General features: G+C 53.5%; 17 protein-coding genes. 12 read left to right on the forward strand and 5 right to left on the reverse strand.

The window, feature by feature from the left end:
• Positions 1–78 precede the first annotated feature (78 nt).
• The 9 genes from OHL19_RS15350 (at position 79) to OHL19_RS15380 (ending at position 12,075) form a co-directional block, all read left to right on the forward strand.
• Complete coding sequence (locus tag OHL19_RS15350) at positions 79–3,009, forward strand: PAS domain-containing protein (RefSeq protein WP_263358597.1); 2,931 nt, start codon at positions 79–81, stop codon at positions 3,007–3,009.
• 237 nt (positions 3,010–3,246) lie between these two features.
• Positions 3,247–3,519, forward strand: coding sequence for an STAS domain-containing protein (locus OHL19_RS23130; protein WP_396126784.1), 273 nt, complete (start codon positions 3,247–3,249; stop codon positions 3,517–3,519).
• Between the two features lie 330 nt (positions 3,520–3,849).
• A complete protein-coding gene (locus OHL19_RS15355; protein ID WP_263358598.1) occupies positions 3,850–5,310 on the forward strand; it encodes a sigma-54-dependent Fis family transcriptional regulator in 1,461 nt (486 codons plus the stop codon).
• A gap of 409 nt (positions 5,311–5,719) precedes the next feature.
• Positions 5,720–6,619 carry a heme o synthase gene (gene cyoE / locus OHL19_RS23135; RefSeq protein WP_396126792.1) on the forward strand — a complete coding sequence of 300 codons (900 nt, stop codon included), beginning with the start codon at positions 5,720–5,722 and terminating at the stop codon, positions 6,617–6,619.
• Between the two features lie 190 nt (positions 6,620–6,809).
• Positions 6,810–8,171 (forward strand): cytochrome ubiquinol oxidase subunit I, encoded by a 1,362-nt coding sequence (locus OHL19_RS15360; protein WP_263358599.1) that lies wholly within the window; start codon positions 6,810–6,812, stop codon positions 8,169–8,171.
• A gap of 11 nt (positions 8,172–8,182) precedes the next feature.
• A complete protein-coding gene (gene cydB / locus OHL19_RS15365; protein WP_263358600.1) occupies positions 8,183–9,229 on the forward strand; it encodes a cytochrome d ubiquinol oxidase subunit II in 1,047 nt (348 codons plus the stop codon).
• Between the two features lie 276 nt (positions 9,230–9,505).
• A complete protein-coding gene (locus OHL19_RS15370) occupies positions 9,506–10,315 on the forward strand; it encodes a hypothetical protein (RefSeq protein WP_263358601.1) in 810 nt (269 codons plus the stop codon).
• 622 nt (positions 10,316–10,937) lie between these two features.
• Entirely contained in the window at positions 10,938–11,225 is a 288-nt protein-coding gene (locus tag OHL19_RS15375; RefSeq protein WP_263358602.1) for a hypothetical protein, read from the forward strand.
• Between the two features lie 70 nt (positions 11,226–11,295).
• Complete coding sequence (locus tag OHL19_RS15380; protein ID WP_263358603.1) at positions 11,296–12,075, forward strand: hypothetical protein; 780 nt, start codon at positions 11,296–11,298, stop codon at positions 12,073–12,075.
• 186 nt (positions 12,076–12,261) lie between these two features.
• Here OHL19_RS15380 and OHL19_RS15385 read toward each other — a convergent pair.
• The 4 genes from OHL19_RS15385 to OHL19_RS15400 all read right to left on the reverse strand — a co-directional run bounded on the left by OHL19_RS15385 (position 12,262) and on the right by OHL19_RS15400 (position 17,094).
• Positions 12,262–13,373 (reverse strand): IS3 family transposase gene (locus OHL19_RS15385; protein ID WP_263358604.1). Its coding sequence is split into 2 segments (ribosomal slippage): positions 12,262–13,121 and positions 13,121–13,373, totalling 1,113 coding nucleotides; the frame shifts between segments, so codons are not numbered across the junction.
• A gap of 139 nt (positions 13,374–13,512) precedes the next feature.
• Entirely contained in the window at positions 13,513–14,484 is a 972-nt protein-coding gene (locus OHL19_RS15390) for an ATP-binding protein (protein ID WP_263358605.1), read from the reverse strand.
• Between the two features lie 290 nt (positions 14,485–14,774).
• A complete protein-coding gene (traI, locus tag OHL19_RS15395) occupies positions 14,775–16,784 on the reverse strand; it encodes a TraI/MobA(P) family conjugative relaxase (RefSeq protein ID WP_263358606.1) in 2,010 nt (669 codons plus the stop codon).
• Positions 16,774–17,094, reverse strand: coding sequence for a plasmid mobilization protein (locus OHL19_RS15400; protein WP_263358607.1), 321 nt, complete (start codon positions 17,092–17,094; stop codon positions 16,774–16,776). Before OHL19_RS15400 ends, traI begins: the two co-directional genes overlap by 11 nt.
• Positions 17,095–17,463: 369 nt before the next feature.
• On the opposite strand from OHL19_RS15400, the gene OHL19_RS15405 reads away from it, so the two are divergent.
• From OHL19_RS15405 to OHL19_RS15415, 3 genes are read left to right on the forward strand one after another with little or no spacing between them, the layout of a single operon-like run.
• Positions 17,464–17,859 (forward strand): hypothetical protein, encoded by a 396-nt coding sequence (locus OHL19_RS15405; protein ID WP_263358608.1) that lies wholly within the window; start codon positions 17,464–17,466, stop codon positions 17,857–17,859.
• A gap of 10 nt (positions 17,860–17,869) precedes the next feature.
• Positions 17,870–18,547: a P-loop NTPase gene (locus OHL19_RS15410; RefSeq protein ID WP_263358609.1), complete on the forward strand. Its 678-nt coding sequence runs from the start codon at positions 17,870–17,872 to the stop codon at positions 18,545–18,547.
• Positions 18,544–19,218 (forward strand): hypothetical protein, encoded by a 675-nt coding sequence (locus tag OHL19_RS15415; protein WP_263358610.1) that lies wholly within the window; start codon positions 18,544–18,546, stop codon positions 19,216–19,218. The genes OHL19_RS15410 and OHL19_RS15415 overlap by 4 nt, the downstream gene beginning before the upstream one ends.
• On the opposite strand, the gene OHL19_RS15420 is transcribed toward OHL19_RS15415, so the two are convergent.
• Positions 19,215–19,880, reverse strand: a complete 666-nt coding sequence (locus OHL19_RS15420; RefSeq protein WP_263358611.1) for a histidine phosphatase family protein — start codon at positions 19,878–19,880, stop codon at positions 19,215–19,217. The genes OHL19_RS15415 and OHL19_RS15420 overlap by 4 nt on opposite strands.
• Positions 19,881–19,888 lie beyond the last annotated feature (8 nt).

Raw genomic sequence — 19,888 nt, forward strand, 5'->3', positions numbered from 1 at the left:
CCGTCTAGAGGATGATGATCGACACTTCACAAGTGTATTATTCGGCACATGGGCTCTCCAGAATTCCAATCAAAACCAATGAATCTCCAGTCTGTCATTGACCAAGTCCCGGCCTTTGTCTGGTACGCCGGTCCCGATGGCTCAATTGAGTTTTTAAATCGCCGCGGGCTTACCTACACTGGATTCACTTTGGAGCAAATCAGGGGATGGAGCTGGAGAGAGTCGAACATTCTTCATCCTGATGACATGGAGAGCCTGTATCGGGCGTGGAGTGCAATCGTGGCATGCGGGAAAGAAGGCGAGATCCAGGCGCGCATGCGGCGTTTCGACGGTGAGTATAGATGGTTTTTATTTCGAGTTGCGCCCCTGCAGGACGAGATGGGAACGCTTATTGGGTGGCTTGGAGTAGACATTGAAATTGACGAACGTCAACATGCACAGGATCAACTCCGGCGTAGTGAGTTATATCTCGCTGAAGCTCAGAGATTGAGCCAAACAGGCAGCTTTGGCTGGAATGTCTCCACCAATGAACTCTACTTTTCAGAAGAGTCGTTCCGGGTTCTCGGCTGGGATCGGGCAACCAAACCCACGCTGGATTTGGTACTTGAGCGCGCTCATCCAGAGGACGTGGTTTTTGTGAGAGAGACACTGGAGCAAGCATCGCGATCCGGAAGGGATTTTGATTTTGAGCATCGATTGCTCATGCCGGATGGTTCCGTGAAACATGTCCGGGCCGCGGGTTACGGAATGAAGGACGAAACCGGCAACCTCGAATTTGCCGGAGCAGTGATGGACATTACCTCAGCAAAGCAAACCGAAGAAAAACTGCAACAATTTTCTGGCGGTCTCCTGAGGCTACTCAACACGGTTCCAGCTCTGCTCCACACGGCGTTGCCGAACGGTGACCTCGATTTCTTCAATCAGCCATTTCTGCAATATGTTGGCGTGCCGACTGGGAGGATAGAGGGCTGGGGCTGGACAACCGTGATCCATCCCGAAGATGTTGCCGGGATTGTGGCGACATGGCACGCGTCCATAGCCAGTGGTGAGCCCTTCGAGTACGCAGCGCGCCTGCGGCGAGCCGACGGGGAATATCGCTGGATGGTTCACCGCAAAGTGGCGCTGCGCGACGAGTGGGACAAGATCATCAAGTGGTATGGCTCAAGCTACGATATCGAAGACATGAAGCGGGCAGAGGGGATTTTGCGCGAGAGCGAGGCAGTTCTTCGTCAAATTGTAGATAGCATTCCCGGCCTTGTAACTCACTCTCCAGATGGTGAGACTGAATTCCACAATCAACATCTCTTAGACTTTTTCGGCAAGACCCTTGAGCAAATGAGGGACTGGAGCCCGAACTTGCATCCGGATGATCGTGCGCGTGTTGTGAATTCATGGCTTCACGCATTAGCGACTGAGGAGCCGTTTGAATTTGAGTATCGCGCCATAGGCGCTGATGGGAGGTGTCGCTGGCAGCACTCAATAGGTCAGCCCGTGCGGGGCCAGGATGGCCGAATTGTCCGGTGGATCAATCTGCACTCGGACATCGACAAGCGTAAACAAGCGGAGGAAAAGCTGAAGCTTAGTGAAGGATTTCTGGCCGAAGCGCAGCGACTCTCTCACAGCGGAAGCTGGTCATGGAATATGAATACGGATGATAGCTTTTGGTCTCAGGAAATGTTCCGCATTCTGGGCTACGATCCCGCAACGACAAATCCCTCGTTGGATCATTTCCTCGAAAGAGTTCATCCCGAAGATCGGACTATGGTCGAGCGGATGGTGAAACAGGAGACGTCCGGATCGGGGGGAGATGTATCGTCCGATTACCGAATTGTACTTCCGGATGGGACAACCAAGCACTTGCACGCTATTGCCCATCCGGTGACGAACGAATCGGGCGAAGTCGTTCAAGTGGTCGGCACAAGCCGGGACGTGACCGAGCAGGTACAGGCCAGAAGGGATCTGGAGAAAGCATTTGCCGAGATCAAGGTTCTTAAAGATCAGCTCTACAGGGAGAATCTGGCTTTGCGCGATGAGATCGATCGAGTCTCGATGTTTGAAGAAATTGTGGGCACCTCTCCGGCACTGCAGGCCGTCCTCTCCAGAGTTATCAAAGTGGCTCCCACCGATTCGACTGTGCTCATAACAGGTGAGACCGGAACGGGGAAAGAGCTGATCGCGAGGGCGATCCATAGACGGTCGCACCGCTCGTCACATGCTTTTGTTAGCGTGAACTGCGCTGTAATTCCGCGCGACCTGATCGCGTCTGAGCTGTTTGGCCATGAAAAGGGCGCATTCACAGGGGCTACCCAGCGACGATTGGGCCGATTCGAATTGGCGGGTGGCGGAACAATCTTTCTTGATGAGGTAGGCGAGCTTCCTGTCGAAACCCAAATTGCTTTGCTGCGTGTTTTGCAGGAACACGAATTTGAGCGGGTCGGTGGAACGTTATCCATTAAAACCGATGTACGAGTGATTACCGCCACGAACCGAGACTTGCCCGCGGCCATCGCCGCAGGCACTTTTCGTAGCGACCTGTTTTACCGGCTCAACGTTTTTCCGGTTGAGGTTCCTCCTCTGCGGGATCGAACGGAAGATATTCCCATGCTGGTTGAGTACTTCATTGATCGTTTCGCAAGAAAGGCGGGAAAGAGCATACGAGAGATCAATAAGAAGAGTCTGGACTTACTTGTGTCTTACGCATGGCCAGGTAACATTCGCGAATTGCAAAACATCATCGAACGGTCTGTTATCGTGTGCGAAACAGAGACGTTCTCGGTAGATGAAAGCTGGATTTCTCGACAGCCCCAGGTAGATGTTCGGAAGAGTTCACTCGACCTCTCCGAAAAGCTTGCGGCCCAGGAAAAGGAGATGATCGAGGCTGCCCTGCGAGAGAGTGAAGGGCGAGTCTTCGGACCAGTAGGAGCGGCCGCCAAGCTAGGAATGCCGCGATCTACTCTGGAGTCGAAGATTCGTTCCCTGAAAATCAATAAGAACCGATTTAAAAAATAACCGCTCAGCATCCTCCCCAAAGCTACGCTCCGTTCTTGCACATTCCCACCGTGTAACTTTGCACTCCCCACGAAAGACAGAGCAGTGTGCAAACCCTGACGAGAAGATTTGTCTTGGATCTCGCCAATTGGCGGGATCTCGCCAGTTTTGGGAGTAATAAGGTATTTATTTTCAACAAATTGGGATTGGTGCTTAGATTGCTTGTTCCAGTTCGGGTCTCGATCCGAGAGAGGACAGATGCTGAGAATTCAAAGAACAGAGAACGGGGACATTGTCTTTAGGGTGAGCGGGCGAATCAATGCAGAAAATGTACCTGAGTTGACGGCGCTGTTTATTTCAGAGGAGAAACACCGGCCCATCGTCTTGGACCTGAAAGACCTCACCCTAGTCGATCAAGACGCTGTCAGGTTTCTGGAAAGTTTCGAAACGAACGGTACCACGCTCCAGAATTGCCCTGCTTACGTTCGCGAGTGGATCACAAAGGATCGGGGAGACCATGAACTGAAGTAATTACCAATCCCGAACCAGAAGAGAATTGTGACATTTCGAGTTTACGGAGACCGTGTCAAGTTCACGCCACGGATGCCGTAGCCATTTTCCCGACGATCTAAAGCTCCTTCTCGACTATCAGATCGCTCAAACTTCCGGGCCCGCATCCGTTAGCGGACACCCGAGATTCGAGGAAACATGAGTAGTACTTCCAATTCCGCCTCCATATCAGAAATACCATCGACCCTGGATCGCTCAGTGAAACCATCGAACGAGCCGAGATCGCGGCCCAACTCTTTGGGGAATCGCCACTTCGCGCTATCTCGCTTGCCTGAATTCGTTGAATCGGGAATGCATGATGAGTGGCTAAATTGCTTCAGGGCGGACCTTCGAAGAAGGCTTGAATTCGACGCGCTTGACATTGTTGTCTATAAGCAGGATTCGAACGAAATCGAATGGCGCTCGCCGGTCACCGACAACTCTTCGTCGCAAGAGATCGAAGTTGCGGAATCGCTCTATTGGACCGTATATCAAAACCGGGAAGCGGTCTGGATCGAAGATTGCCGTGTCGACGGCGATTGCTCCATGTCGAGGCAGATACTCAGGGCATCCTGCGGGCTTAACATGGGTTATCGATCCTTTTGCGGGGTACCTATAGAGACATCTAGCCGCCGTCTTGGGGTTTTGGCACTTGCCGGTTTTCAGCCCAATCTGTTTACTGCCGATGACGTTGAGTTGCTGAGCCGGGCATCGAGTCAACTATCCGTTGTGATTGAAAACTCGCTCTACCGGGATAGTTCGAAGCATCTTGAGGGTCGAATAACCGATGAGGATGTCTTCGCTGAGGATGCGGAGCAAGGCGACAATCATTTTGCCGGCATGGTAGGCCGGAGTGCTGCCTTGCGCCGGGTTCTCAAACAGGTAGAGATCGTTGCATCCACTAACTCCACCGTCTTGATCTTTGGTGAGACGGGAACCGGAAAGGAACTCGTCGCGCGTGCGATTCACGATCTCAGTTCGAGGCGCCAAAGCCCCTTTGTCACTTTGAACTGCGCTGCAATTCCAACCGGGTTGCTGGAGAGCGAGCTATTCGGTCATGAGAAGGGTGCTTTTACCGGGGCCATTGCACAACGAATGGGCAGGTTTGAGTTGGCAAACCGTGGGACGATATTTCTCGATGAGATCGGGGAGATTTCGCTCGAACTGCAGCCGAAACTTTTACGTGTTCTGCAACAAAGGGAATTTGAACGCCTCGGAAGCGGGCGCACGCTTAAGACCGACGCGCGTCTCGTCGCTGCGACAAATCGAGATCTCAAGGCGATGGTCGAAGAGCAGAAATTTCGCGCCGATCTGTTCTATCGGCTCCATGTCTTTCCTCTTCATGTGCCGCCCTTACGGGAACGCACAGAAGACATTCCGTTGCTGGTAAGGCATTTTGTCCAGATCTTTTCACGCCGGATGAATCGACGGATCGAGACTGTGCCGGCCGAGACCATGGAAGGTCTTGTTCGCTATAACTGGCCGGGCAACATTCGCGAACTTGAAAATGTCATCGAACGAGCGGTGATCCTTTCGCCTGGATCGGTATTGCGCGTTCCTCTGCAGGATCTCCGCTGTCAAGTCATCTCATCTGGAGCCGGGGCAACGGCTGGAACGCTGGAAGAAGTCGAACGCGCTCAAATCCTTGCAACACTCAAAGAGACCCGTTGGGTTCTTTCAGGACCAAATGGCGCGGCGATACGATTGGGCCTCAACCGTTCCACGCTCCAATTCCGCATGAAGAAACTCGGCATTTCCCGGCCAGGAATGTAAGGCGGTGACTCATGCACGCATACTCCATCAGCGATCAATATCTCCAGACAGCTCGCACAGATAAACCTGCCGCACCAGAAGCGAATTCTCACTTGGTTGCGTAGATGTCTGAGACGCCAATGGACTGGCATTAGATCGCCAGTTGGCAGGTCCAATGTTGGCATGCCTAAGTTCGCTTTCCGTTCGGCGTTGTCTATCCCATAGAAAATCAACTACTTGCTCGGACCGTAAAGGACAGGGGCGATTGGAGCTATGAATGCTTCTTCGGATAAGGAAGCGGTTCGTGGCACCTCTGAAGTTTCTTATGAGCGCAAGGTGGAGCGTGCTTCTGCAAGCATTTCCCAGCAAGCCAAACGTAGTAAGTGAGGCGATTGAAATGGTAATTCAACCGAAGGCCCTCTCTTTAGAAATGGGCCGCAGTACAAAGCGCCATCGCTCCCCGGTTTCAACAGCCGCTGCCGCTTATTGGGCCCTGACGAAGCCGGATGTAAACATGCTGGTTGCGGTCATAGTCGGTATCGCCTTCTGCCTGGCCACGACGCGCGCGAGTCGCCACTTGCAGACCTTGGTTCTTCTCAACTTAGTACTCGGAACTTTGCTGATGGCAGGCGGCAGCAGCGCACTTAACCAGTACATCGAGAGGCGTTCTGACGCACGGATGCGGCGGATCTCGCGCCTCCCTCTTGCGGCTGGAAAGTTGGAACCGATCGCAGCATTGTGCTTTGGGCTTTTATTGTCGGTGGCAGGCGCTCTTTACCTGGCGGTCGCAGTCAATGCGCTTGCATCTCTTCTTGCGGCTCTTGCGTCCGCAACCTACCTCTTCGTCTATACACCACTTAAGCGGATAACCCCGCTATGTACTTTGGCGGGAGCGTTTCCCGGCGCAGTGCCTCCTTTGATCGGATGGGCCGCAGCCTCCGGAAGTCTCAGCCTCGAGGCATGGGTGCTTTATTCATTTCTCTTCATATGGCAATTTCCTCACTTCATGGCAATAGCTTGGATGCATCGCCAAGATTATGTTAGGGCGCGCTATCGTGTGCTTCCCGGCAGATCGAAAAGAATCACGTTTCTAAAATGGCAGACGCTTCTACCTCTTCTAATTGCAATACCGATGACTAGCGTTCCAACGCTGCTGGGATATGCGGGCTGGGTCTACGCCAGTGGGTCTCTACTTCTAAGCTGTCTGTTTTTGTGTTGTGGAGTAAAGCTAGTCGTCATGCGAACTAGTTGCGCAGCGCGCCGCCTGCTATTCGCTTCAACCATTTACTTGCCCAGCATTTTTCTTCTGCTGGTGCTCGATAGGACATGAACTTGTTGGCGACGCAGGTTCTTATCGGACAGGGAGTAAGCGGTACATCACCGAGATGGCTGCCGATCCCCCAACCGCAGACGGTTTGCACTGACTGGAACTCGTCCTCTTCACTTTTGATTTCGCAATCGTTCGATTGGTCTGGTGGTAGGAGAATCCCTCCGTCGACTTTGAGAACCGGGAGGTATCTATGAACGCGCTCACGCTTGATCGAATTCAGTTCGCTTTCACGATCACATACCATTATCTGTTTCCCCAACTCACAATGGGCTTGGCCCTGTTGATCGTGATTTTGAAGACCTTGGCGTTCCGGACCTCCGAAGCCGATGTGGCGCAGAACTACGATTCCTCAGCTCGTTTCTGGGGAAAACTCTTCGCGATCAATTTTCTAATTGGCGTCGTTACTGGCATTCCGATGGAGTTTCAGTTTGGCACGAATTGGGCGGAGTTTTCGAGGCGGACTGGCGGCGTGATAGGCATGCCGCTCGCCATGGAGGGTATCTTCTCCTTCTTTCTGGAGTCTGCTTTCCTCGGACTGCTTCTCTTCGGCGAAAAGCGTTTGTCTCGTAGGATGCATTGGCTCTCTGCCTTCCTGGTGTTTTTAGGTTCCTGGATATCAGGCTTCTTCATCATCGTTACAAATGCTTTTATGCAGCATCCGGTAGGCTATCGAATGCTCAGCAATGGACAGTTTGAAGTCACGAGCTTTCAAGACCTGCTGCTGAATCCTTGGGCGTGGCTTGAGTATGCGCACAACATGTGTGCCGCTGTGGTGACAGCCTCTTTCTTTATGTCAGCTGTAGGAGCACTTTATCTGCTTCAACGCCGCGAAGGTCCGTATGGGCGGACCTTCCTTCGCATCGGTGTCATCGCTGGGATCATCTCCTGTACAGCCCAGGTCTTTCCGACTGGCGATCTTCACGGCAAGTACATGGCAAAGCATCAACCAATGGCAATTGCAGCTATGGAGGGGTTGTTTCACTCCGAGAAGGGCGCAGGAATGGTACTTCTCGGACAACCCAACTACGAAACTGAAACCATCGACAACCCGCTTGTCGTGAATAAAGTTCTCAGCTTCCTCATTTACGGGACGACGTCCGCTGAAGTTGAGGGTCTCGACCAGTTTCCAAAAGACCAGTGGCCTTCGACTCTGCCGCTCCTGTTCTATAGCTACCACATCATGGTAGGCCTGGGGACGTGGTTTGGAGCCTTGACGGGATTTTCAGCTCTGCTGCTTTGGCGAGGCAAGCTGTACTCTAGCCGATGGGTGCTCTGGCCGATTCTCCTTAGCTGGCCGCTCCCGTACATTGCGACCACTGCTGGGTGGATGACCACAGAAATCGGGCGCCAACCCTGGCTTGTATATGGCCTCATCCGTACATCTCAGGGATACTCCTCGCACGTTACCGCAAGCAACGGCCTCTTCACTCTGCTCGGTTTCCTCGGCATATACAGTTTGCTTTCGTTTCTGTGGGTCATCCTTGTCTACAACCATGTTCAGTCCGGGCCACCCGTTGCGGACCGTGATCGAGCCATCGCCCTGACCGCTTAAGGAGGATTCGCATGGGAACTATTTGGTTTTGGATTGTCGCTCTAATGCTTACAGCTTATGTTGTTTTCGACGGTTTCGACCTCGGCGTGGGAGCCGTTTACCTGTGGGTCGCACGCACTGAGTCAGAACGCTCTCAGGCCCTGCGTTCTATTGGCCCGGTATGGGATGGCAATGAGGTCTGGCTAATTGCAGCCGGGGGGACACTGTTCTTCGCCTTTCCGCTCCTTTACGCGACGGCGTTCAGTGGGTTCTATCTTCCACTCATGATCGTTCTCTGGCTCATCATTCTTCGAGGCATCAGTATCGAATTGCGTGGCCACTCCTCAGATCCGCTGTGGCGGACATTCTTCGAAGCTCTCTTTTGCGTTTCGAGTGCTCTGCTGACCGTCTTCTTCGGCGCAGCGCTCGCCAATGTTGTGCGCGGAGTTCCCATAGGAGCAGACGGCTATTTCTTTCTTCCCCTCTGGACTGACTTTCGCACTGGAGATAATCCCGGAATCCTTGACTGGTACACCGTTCTGGGTGGAGTTACTGCATTGACAGCGCTTTCGCTTCACGGTGTGCTTTATCTCGCCATGAAAACGCAGGGGAATGTCGAGGAGCGAGCGATGCAATTGTCGAAGTACGCCTGGATCGCAACAGCAGTGTTGTCGGCGACAGGCATACCCGCTACGATCCTGGCGCGACCTGCTTCTCTCACTCACTACCTTAGCCACCCCATTGCGTTCATCTTTCCATTCATGGCTTTCGCCTGCCTTGTGGTCCTCCGGTTCAGCCTGTCGAAAGGATTACAGTTTTCGTGCTTCCTCGCTTCCTGTGGCTATCTCTCATCCATGTTCCTCGGCGCTGCGTTTGGGATCTTTCCTGTCATTCTTCCCTCGGTCGGAATACATGGGAAGGACCTTACCATCGACCAGGCCCTATCGGCGCCACACACGCTCCGTGTCGGTCTGGTGTGGTGGTCCGTAGGCATTTGTCTGGCCGTCATGTACTTCTGCATCGTCTATAGGCTCTTCCGGGGGAAGGTCTCAGTCGACGACGCGAGCTATGAGCACTGAGATTCACGCGGTTTGATGAACGAAACGGTCGCGATCGGCCCTTCTTTCTCGGATAGCTGATCAGGAAAGCGGCGATGGCGAGTCTTTGCAGTGGTGATGGACAGTGAGAATACACCGGCCCCCGCCGCAACACACCGGTCCCTGCGGTATAGGATGGAAGATCTTCATACGGCATGGCGTGTATTCTATCCCGCGACTCTCTCATATATCATGGGGCCATCGCGGACGGGACGTGGGGCTTAACGCAGGCCCAAAGAGAAATTCCCAGGAGTGCCTATGAAAGCTTTTGATTTACTCACAACTGCTGCATGCGTTGTATTAGCGCCGAATTGGGTCTTCGCCCAACAGGCTTCAAATGCCCCGGTGTATGTGAACAATTGCTTAAAGGTAAACCCGGACAAGAACAGCGAGTTTCGCCAATGGGCTCGCGAAACGTTGCATAAATACGCGCAGTATAAGGTGGATTCCGGCGAACTTAAAAGCTGGACCCTGTTGCGCGCGGTATTGCCGCGTGGTACTCAAAACAGCTGCGACTACATGGAGATCGGTGTTTTTTCGGGGATGCCGCCGAAACCGACAGAGCCGAAGGAACTAAGTGATCAACTAAAGAAGGCCGGACTGAGTATGGATGCGGAGCAGTATGCGCAGAACGAGAGGGCTGTGAGTGAATTGGCGGAGACCGGCATGTTCCAGACACTTGCCAGCATTGGCCGAATGCAGAAGGGAGACTACCTGCTGATCAATTTTGACAAAATTACAGACGTAGGGAAGTGGATCGATATCGAAAGAAGGCTGTGGCAGCCGATTGCTGAAGTCCTGGTCAAGGAAGGGACAATCAGAGGCTGGATGGCCAGCGCGCGATATGTTCCGGACGGGCCCGCAATGCATTTCGACGCACTCACCGTAGATGTGTATCCGAGCTGGGACGGGTACTTCCGGTTTGAGGCAAATCCTAGGTCACTCGAACTCTGGAGACAGGTTCACCCCGATACCGATATCAACATCGCCTCCGCAAACTATGCGAGCGTTATTACGAGAGTCTCGCGTGAGTTGTGGGTCGTCGAAGATATGATCGGCGCGAAGTAAGAGGGGCGGGAAGCAGTTCTTAGTTGGGCTGTGTCTGGCATTAGGATCTAGAAAGAAAAACGTTGAGCTGACGATACGAGCGGCAGGCGTTCGGACTAATAAGCCGCAGTCGAATGCTTCGTATACCAGCCTAGATATCGCAGCTAGACACATGGGCATCGTTGAAGGAGCGCAGGTCGCTCTTCGAGCCAAACACGATAACACGTGACGACAGTTTTGTTGGACGCTAATCGCGGCTCAGAACAATAGCAATCGATGAACTCGCGGGGCATCATAGCCCTGAACAGAATCGGAAAAGGACCGCGCCGGCGTCCCACGATGGCTTATTGGCCCCGCTCCCTTAGAAGGGCCGGCAAGTTCCATGTGTGGCGTTGCAAGCCCTGCAAGGGCGCTCCAGATTTCCGCGATGGAGCTGATGCGAATGAAACCATGCATCACGCAATCATCGTACTTCGAGGGCTGGCATGTTGTCTCTTGGTGAACTGTTATCACTGCATTCTGGCAGAATGGTGAGTGGAGCAATCTAAGTGTATTGATATCAGAGTCAGACATTTGGCCCTCGAGATGCTGTCATATGTGCAGTCGTAGGAACCAATCTTAAAGCAACAAGGAGAAGTCAACGATGAAGCATAGACTACTGCTCGCCATGAGCCTGGCTCTGGCTACTGGAACTGTCGGTTTTGCACAGGACGTCGCGCACGATACAGCCAAGGTGACCAAGGGCACAGGCCACGCAACAACAGCAGCAGTAAAGGACACCGGCCGGACTACCGAAACGGCAGGGAAGAAGACCGCAAAAATCAGCTCAAACGCTGGTAGGAAGGTAGGACATGTCGCGAAGAAAGGCGTAACGAAGACTGGTCACGTGATTGATAAGAGCGCGGAGAAGACCGCAGATGCGGTCAAGTAGACGGTTCGCGCACAGCGCGGCGGTTGCGTGGGGATGGAGAATTGTCCACTGGGGCGCAACGAGGTTGAGGATGATCATTAAGTGGTTCGCAACGTTTGTCGTAATGGCGTATCCGGCGTTGGCCCAAGGAGTATATACAAGGCCAACACCGGATACATCTGCCTTTCTGGAAGCAAAATCAAATAGACTTCAGGGCCTCGCAATCTTGAGCGACGACACCACGGCAAGCTCTGACCCCACAAACATCGGCTCGCAGCAGCAGGGGGAACAGACTAAACGTATCCTGTATATCGTGCCCAACTTTCATTCGGTTTCTGCAGACAAACAACTGCCTCCAGAATCCAGATTGGATAAACTCAAGGACGCTACCTTCGATAGCTTCGACTACTCCAGCGTCATTTTTGCTGCGGGAGTGGCAGGGGCTTCGCAAGCAGGTAAGTCTTATCCTGAGTTCCATCAGGGAGCCGCGGGTTACGGCCGCTATTTCTGGCACGCATTTGTGGACCAGACAAGCGAGAATTACTTTGTGGAAGGCTTCATGCCTATCCTGTTCAGGGAGGATACCCGCTACTACACTCTCGAGCATGGAAGACCCTTGAAGCGGGCATACTACGCTTTCAGCCGTATGTGGACTACTCGCACGGATAGCGGGACACCCACGCCGAACTTCGCAGAGATCGTGGGCGCAGGCGCCGCAGCAGGAATTGCCAACCTCTATTACCCTGAACCTCAGCGCACCTGGACAAAGACTGGCCAGCGCTGGGTCACGAACATCGGATTTGACTCAACAACGCTGGTGTTTAAGGAATTCTGGCCTGACCTGAATCGAAAGATATTTCATCAGAGATAATCCCAACTTACATTCCTCCAGAATTGGAGGAATTGACGAACTCGATTGGGAGGTCGTTAATCTCTGTGAGTAAACAACCGACCCTCTGACCTGCCCGATGTTTTATACCAGTGAAGAGTTAGTGTAGCGCAGCGATTGAAGGGCCTAGCTTTTCTATACCAAGGTCAGAGTTAGTCTTCGATCTGTTTAGGTTTCAGCCAGTACGCGGCTAGCCGCGTACTGGCTGGCGAACTCGCTGGGCGTCCTGTCATCGAGAGATGCGTGAGGACGACTGTCATTATATTCGCACCTCCAGGCCTCGATCAGTTGTTTTACCTCCTTCAGATCAAGGAACCAGTGGGTGTTGAGGCATTCATTTCGGAACGTCCCGTTGAAGCTCTCGACGAACGCGTTGTCGGTCGGCTTGCCTGGTCGAGAGAAGTCGATCTTCACCCCATTCCGATAGGCCCATAGATCCATCGCATGACTAGTGAACTCGCTGCCGTTGTCGCAGAACAACACCTTCGGCACACCACGTTCGAGCTTCAGCCTGTTCAACGTCCGCACCACATCGTCTCCCTTCAAGCTCTGCCCAACATCGATTGCCACCGATTTTCTTGTGTAGACATCGACGATGGTCAACGAACGGAACTGAGTTCCATCCTGAAACTGGTCCGCCACGAAGTCCATGCTCCACGCCTGATTCGGGGCCGTTGGCTTGATCTTCTCTTCGCGCACCCGCGCTGCCTTGCGTCTGCCGGCAGGCTTCATCCGCTTTAGCATCAGGCCTTCTTCTTGGCACAGCCGGTACACCAGATATTTGCCCACATCCCAGCCTTCGCGGTTCAAGAGCACACGGATTTTGCGATATCCGTAGCGCACTCTTACCTGAGCGATCTCGCGGATATTCATCCGCAACTCAGTCCGTGGATCAAGGCAGCTCCGATAACGATACGTCTCGCGCGTGACGCACAGAACACGGCACGCGTGCCGTTCACTCGCCCCATAGCTGCTCATCAGCCGATCGACCATCGGTCCACGCTGCGAAGGCTTCACCATTTTTTTGAGAGCACATCCTGCAGCATCGTTTTGTCCAGCACCAACTCAGCGACAAGCTTCTTCAACCGAAGGTTCTCTTCCTGTAGCTGCGCCATCTGCCAGACATGATCCACTTCCAGGCCCGCATACTTCGCCTTCCAGCGGTAAAACGTCTGCTCGCTAATCCCAGCCTTGCGGATCACCTCCGCAACCGGCACGCCTAGCTCCGCCTGCTTCAGTACCCCAACGATCTGCTCCACACTGAATCGCTTCTTCTTCATCCAAATCCCTCCACCCTCTCAGGTTAGGTTTTGGCCGAAGACTAACATTGGCTTTGGTCCAAAATTACCGAGGCCGATCACGATCTCTAAGTTAATGGGACCAGTTTCTTGTACCAAGCCCATCAGTAAGCCGTCAGGTTCACGCTGTTAGTTCCGGCAATATCTTGGACAGCAGCGTCCTCAGAGGCATTACCTCTGTCTTTGCATCCAGCTTGAATGTCTCGTCTCCTGGATAAAGCACGATCTGTTTTATAGCTCCAATATCCTCGCAGCCAATGAAGAAACCTTTGCGGGGCTTGGGATCGCCGAGCGAACGTTTGATCTCAATTGCCCAGCGCTGGTTCGGTTTGACCTCCAGCACAAGATCAATCACTGCACCTACGGCAGTTCGGTAAAACCACGCAGGGGGGCTTGTCGGGACCATGCTCAAAATGTTTTCTATGAGCATCCCTTCCCAACTCGCTCCGACCACGGGATGCCCCAACAAGGTCTCTTGGTCGCGTATACCTAGCAAAGTATGGGGTAAGCCACTATCCCGCACATAGATCCTAGGGGAACGGACGAGCCGCTTTCCGACGTTGGCCGACCAAGGTTGCAGGCGTCGCACAAGCAGGAGATTGACCATGACGTCGAGATATCGGGCGACTGTCTGACTGCTAATTCCAAGCCCTGCTGCCAACTGAGCAGCGTTCAACATCTGTCCTTGGTTATGGGCGAGCATTTGCCAGAAGCGATGGAGTGTCTTAGTCGGAATGCGCGGGCCGAGCGACGGTACATCCCGATCCAGATAGGTTTGAATGAATGCCGTGCGCCACTCGAAGCTCTCGGACTCAGTCTCCGCTAGAAAGCTATTCTGAAACCCACCTCTCACCCAAAGGGCCGAGCGAACGTCAGGAACGAGGCCGATGACTTCGTTATCGAGAAATGGCGTCAACTCCATGTAGGCAATTCTGCCTGCGAGAGTTTCGGCTGATTGCTGCAGCAGATCGATGGATGCCGATCCGAGTAGGAGAAACTGTCCTGTGCGCTTGCCCTTACGCTTTCGCTGGTCAATCAAACCACGAAGAGTCTGGAAGATTCCTGGAAGACGATGGATCTCGTCCAGAATCACCAACCGATCTTCATAGGCGGACAGATAATTCGGGGTCGGCTAGTTTGGCGCGATCTGAAGGAAGCTCCAAGTCAAGATAATGCGGTGGGGCGTCACTCTCTTCCATGAGGCTCAGGGCAAGGGTTGTCTTGCCGACCTGACGGGACCAAGCAGCGCAACAGCAGGAAACCGCTTGAGAAGTTGGACGAGGCGTTTTTCTGCTGCGCGTCGAATCGTACCCTACAATTATTCCATGCTGCGGTAGAAATGCAAGGTTTAAATAGTCCTTGGGCAAAATGACTCCATTAGAGTCATATCTCCGGCTCGGGAGAGCTCCGGTCGATGCTCCGACTCGGCCTTGGCCTCTCCCGGCTTGTGAGAGCTTCTCGTGAGAACTGCCTTCCTTCCACCTGCATCCACGCGTGAGCTCTGGGCAGATTCCTTGTAGCTTCGTGATCACCGCGCACACTAAAGACAGCGTACGCGGTACGCTCGGAGTAATTGCCCCAATCACGATTCTCTTTTGTACGCCCTCTGGGTGCATGTTCCCGCAAAGCGGTCGCGATTGATCGCTTGTCGTGGCCCGTTACACGCATTCTGACGGCAATCATCCAATCCAGCCGAGAGGGGTCCACGAGGTGCAAGCGATTCTGGATATCGGTCTTGTGGCAGAGGTAGGCGCTCTCCAGCGGGGCCGTTCCGGTCGCGATCTCAGGCCGAGGGGCAGGCATCTTCCCGACCGGAGGGACGACGTGTTGGAGCTCTGGATTGATGATTCTGATTCCGTGCTTCGCAGCCACCTCAGCGCACAGTAGCTTGAATTCCATTGACCCGGTGATCGTAAGATTGCCCCACTTTTGAGCCCCGAGTTGGAGTGCTGCCAATACAGCAGCCTCATCGCTCGTCTCCCAGACATCGATTCTCCTTCCCTGGTCTGTAAAACTGATCCCTTTTGAATCACGCTTGGAATAGTGAACCCAACTCTTTCCATCCTGAGTATGCTGTACCTGCCCTGTAAAGTCTCGAATGTCTCGCTTATGCGGTGGATCATCACCCTCACCCAGCAACCCGCATCCGACCTCGTGATTTTCGCGATAACGCCACGCCTGAGCAAGTTGCTGCCCTCCCCGTGCCAATAGAAACTGTTCAAAGGTCGGTCGGTGCCCGAACTGCTGTTGTAAGACGCCACGCTCCCTCTTGTGCTCCTCCATGAGTTGCGCCTTGCGCCTGGCATGTTCAGAAGCCATGAGGCTCCGTGCGACGTTGAGCGCACTGCCGGACCATCTCGCTCCCGCATAGAGCTCACTGCGTTCCTGCCGGAAGGATGCAAGTTGCGCGTCTCGCGCTTCACGATGCGCCACACGCTGCTTAATCTGGGCTGCGTCTTTCCCCGTGCGATGCCTCTCCAGAAGTTTGCGGTATTCATGCCAATGTCCAGAATGATCCTCTCGCAGAGGCTCGGGCTTCCGAGATGCCTCATCCATACGTCCTCGATTGCTGTCTGGCTGGAAAACACCGAGGCGTTCCTCCATGCGTTTCTTGCTAAATTCGCGACCTATTACCGAGGCCTTTACGGGTTGCTCGCCAACCCAGAGAAGAGCACCACTCCCCTTCAGTTCGTAGCGCATTCCCGCACGCGCCAAGTTTATGCGTACCTGGTCCCAGCTTTGGGAGTTCGCCAGAATCGGCCCCGCAGTCTCAATCGCAATCCGTTCATTCGATTTCTCGCCAATCGCGTTCTCACGGTCCATCACTTTCGCTTTAGGATTCCGCTCATGAGCGACCCCGGACAATGAAACTTCACCCTCACTGTTTGCGATGTAGCGAGCGTTGCTCTCCGGTTCCCAGCCGTGCAGATGCACGATCTCTGCGATTGCCTTGTGTGCTCTGTCGATACACCATCCCTTATCCGCGACACGATGCGAATCTGGATCGACACGATTGATAACGACATGGAGATGGTAGTTTTCCGTATTGCGGTGCAGTGCGTAAATCGCTAAATGATCGCCGCCCATGCCTAAATACCTTTTCAATATCTCTACGCTCTCCCTGCACTGCACCTCCGTGGGCTGCTCCCCCTCTTTCCAGCTCATAAGCCAATGGTCCACTGGATCTTTACTGCGAGGTGCTTCGAGAGCGAGTGCAATCATCTCCGCACGTCGCCCCTGAAGAGAATCTGAATAGAAATTCCCGCTCGCGGCAACGTACTCTGCTTTCTGTTCGTTGTCCTGTCCATCCGCTGCAATGTAGTCAAGCAGTCCCCCGATGCGAGAGGCTTTGCCCGACCGTGTCTTGGGATTGGCAATGTGCTTAACGATCATGACTCACTACCCTCTCGACCGCATCGCGCAGGGCCTTGATCGTAGCGATGCACTCCTCTGAGATGCCTCGATGGTGCATGAGCTTATTCATTGTCAATTTCTGTAGACCTCCCAGGCGACGCAGCTCTCGAATCATGGTGAGGTCGATTGCCGCATGAACAGGTTGCCCCAGAGCGCGTCGCTTTACGAGCTCGCTAATGCTGATCCCAGCTAAGTCTGCTTCGTCTCTTAGCTGTTCCCGCTCGGCAGGAGAGAGCCGCATTTCAAACCGCAGGCTGGCTCGTTCCTTATCCCGTAATACGAATGGCATTTGCGTATCTCCTACGCGAAGCGTGCGCGGCCCGTTTCAGGATGAGCCCGGATGAGACAAGCGCAGCGCGGAGCACCAGAGGCGACGGGTTGTTCGGACCATGCGAAGCATGTGTACGGACAACCCGCATCCTGTACTGCTCTGCCAACACCTCACACGTAACAACCGATGGTAGCTTCGGCGAGCACTTCATCTAAGCCAACGTAAAGCACGAAAAATATTTTCGCAATGCTTGTTACGGCCAGTTACGGAAGGCTTGCGCAATCTACTTATAACTACACGAAGCGCCAATTTGACGGGTATTTCTTACGATTCGAAGCTATGCTACGGTGCTCTTACGAACCCTTGCCGTAATGCAAAGGATGGGTCATGGCAAAGAATCAAGTAATCACAGAAAGCATGATTGAAGCCGCTCTTGCTGTGATTGAGAAACGCATTGCGGAACCGCCAGCAAAGCCAATGAAGAGCTACAGCAGACGAGACGCATTCCTAAAACTTCGAGGGCGTGCCAAGGAGGCACTCGCTGTTGGGCACTCACTTGAAACGGTGCTCGATGACCTCAAGGGAGTTGGTATCGGAATGACGCTCTCAACTGCAAGACAGTATCTCAAGCCAGGGCGCAAAGCGAAGCAGCGTGGGCGAGTGCCAGCAGCAGCCGCTGAATTAGTTGAGAAACCAATCAGTCCTAAATCTCAAAGTCAACAGGAACAAGAGAGTCAACCAAAAGGAACATTCATCGTAACCGAAGACGAAAGAGAAATTTAAGGAGAGCGTTATGGCAGGCAGAGTCTTGATGGTAAGCGGATCGAAGGGTGGTGTAGGCAAGAGCATCGTCTCAATGGCTCTTACACACTACTTGCTAAAGCAAGAGGAGGAGTTGCTACTGATTGAAGCAGATACTGCAAACCCAGACGTCGGTAAAGCCTATGGGAAGAGTGTGAAAACTCTCTACATGAACCTCGATGAAAAAGAAGGCTGGATGGATCTCACAAATCATCTATCCGAACATCCCGAACAAACCGCCGTAATCAACACTCCTGCTCGGAGTGGAGAAGGCGTAAAGCTTTATGGAACGCTGCTGTCAGAGTCCCTGCGCGAACTCGACAGGGAGTTGGTAACGCTCTGGATCATCAACTCTCAGCGCGATAGTCTCCAGCTCTTGCGTGAGTATCTTGACGGGATGCAGGGTGGGACAACACATGTCCTGCGCAATCTCTATCACGGTCCAGAACGGAAGTTTGAGCTGTACAACAGTTCAAAGATTCGCGAGACCATTGAGACGAGCGGTAAAACGCTGAACTTTCCCGATGTCGCCGACCGCATCTCGGATCAGTTGCACAGCGACCGCCTCACCATCGAGGCGGTGATTGAAAATGCACCCTTGGGAAATCGAGCCGAGGTAAACCGGTGGGTAAAAGAGTGCGCTACGCTCTTTGAGCAGGTAACGCCATGAGCCTGGAAACAGCTTTTTTGACGGTATATGGAAGAGAGGCAAAACCGGAGGAGACGAACCGTTTCAATCGTCTGGCGAAGGAACTCGGCATACGGGAAAACGATGCGATATGGAGCATCGTCTTCCTGCTAGGGCATCATCTTGAACTGACGGAAAAGTTGCCGGAACGAATGGGCGAACAAGCAAATCGAACGCTCGCGAAGTTCGATGTCGGTATTCGCCAACGAAGCGAAACGGCAGAAACCGAATTGCGTGCAATCAAGGCGCGTATCGAAGAGGCTATTAGCTCTACAGTCGTAACATCTTGCGAAAGAGAGATTGCACGCTCAGCTCAAACTGTCGCTCGCTACGCGGCAGCAAAGAATTGGCTTCAATGGCTGGGTGTCGCGTCGTGTGTTGGAATGGTCCTTCTAGCAACTGCCTTCTGTTGGGGCTACGAGAATGGTAAGCGCGTCGGTTACGCATACTCCATTGATGTAAAAGAGGCATCGAGCTGGGCGGCAACGCCCGTGGGACAAGGCGCGTATCGCCTGGATCGGAACGGCGATCTGGTTCACCTGCTTCGGTGTGACCAGATGGGCTGGAAGGTACAAAAGACCAGGACAGGTGCGAAGGGTTGTTTCGTCAATCCTGGCCCGGATGGTGAGATTACCGGTTGGCTCATCCCCTAAGACGGCAGTATTACGTCCGTCGCCCCATAAGGCAGCTCAGGCTCATGCAGGAATCCACGGAAACCGTCGATGGTGCCATGCAGATACCGGAAGCTCACTCTCTCCGCATTGCCAATCACCGGCGGATGCCCCTTCAGCCAAAACTTCTGCATCTTCTGCTCGTCGGTTAAATCCCCTTCGATGACCAGCGACCGCACAGCCTGGATAAACTGACCGTGGCTAAAGACGTAAACCAACGCCTCACTTGATAGCGATTGCAAGCGCTCCAGAGCCTCTCCAGCGCGTCGGAGAAGTGTTCCGAAGCTCTCAGCGCCTTCCCCGTCGCAATAGGCAGGATCGATCTGTTTCCAGTAGAGCTCGATGTGAGGCAAACGTTCGACGGTAAGAGTTCCGTTCCATCGACTCGGCTCCAGATAAGTAAATTCCTGAACGGGCCATACTTCGACCGGCACATCCGGATAGCGTTCGATAGTCGGTGCGGCGGTCTGTTGGGTTCGTAGAAAGGGTGAGGTAACGATTAGCGTCGGGCGTTCAGTCCAGGCATCCGCGATCTCCCTGGCTTGTTGCCAGCCGAACTCCGTCAATGCGAGCAAAGCAAGATCATGACAGGGGATGCCAACATTGCCGGTGCTCTGTCCGTGGCGAACGAAGACAGCGCGCATAAGTTTTC

It is taken from the genome of Acidicapsa ligni (assembly GCF_025685655.1).
Lineage (GTDB): Bacteria > Acidobacteriota > Terriglobia > Terriglobales > Acidobacteriaceae > Acidicapsa > Acidicapsa ligni.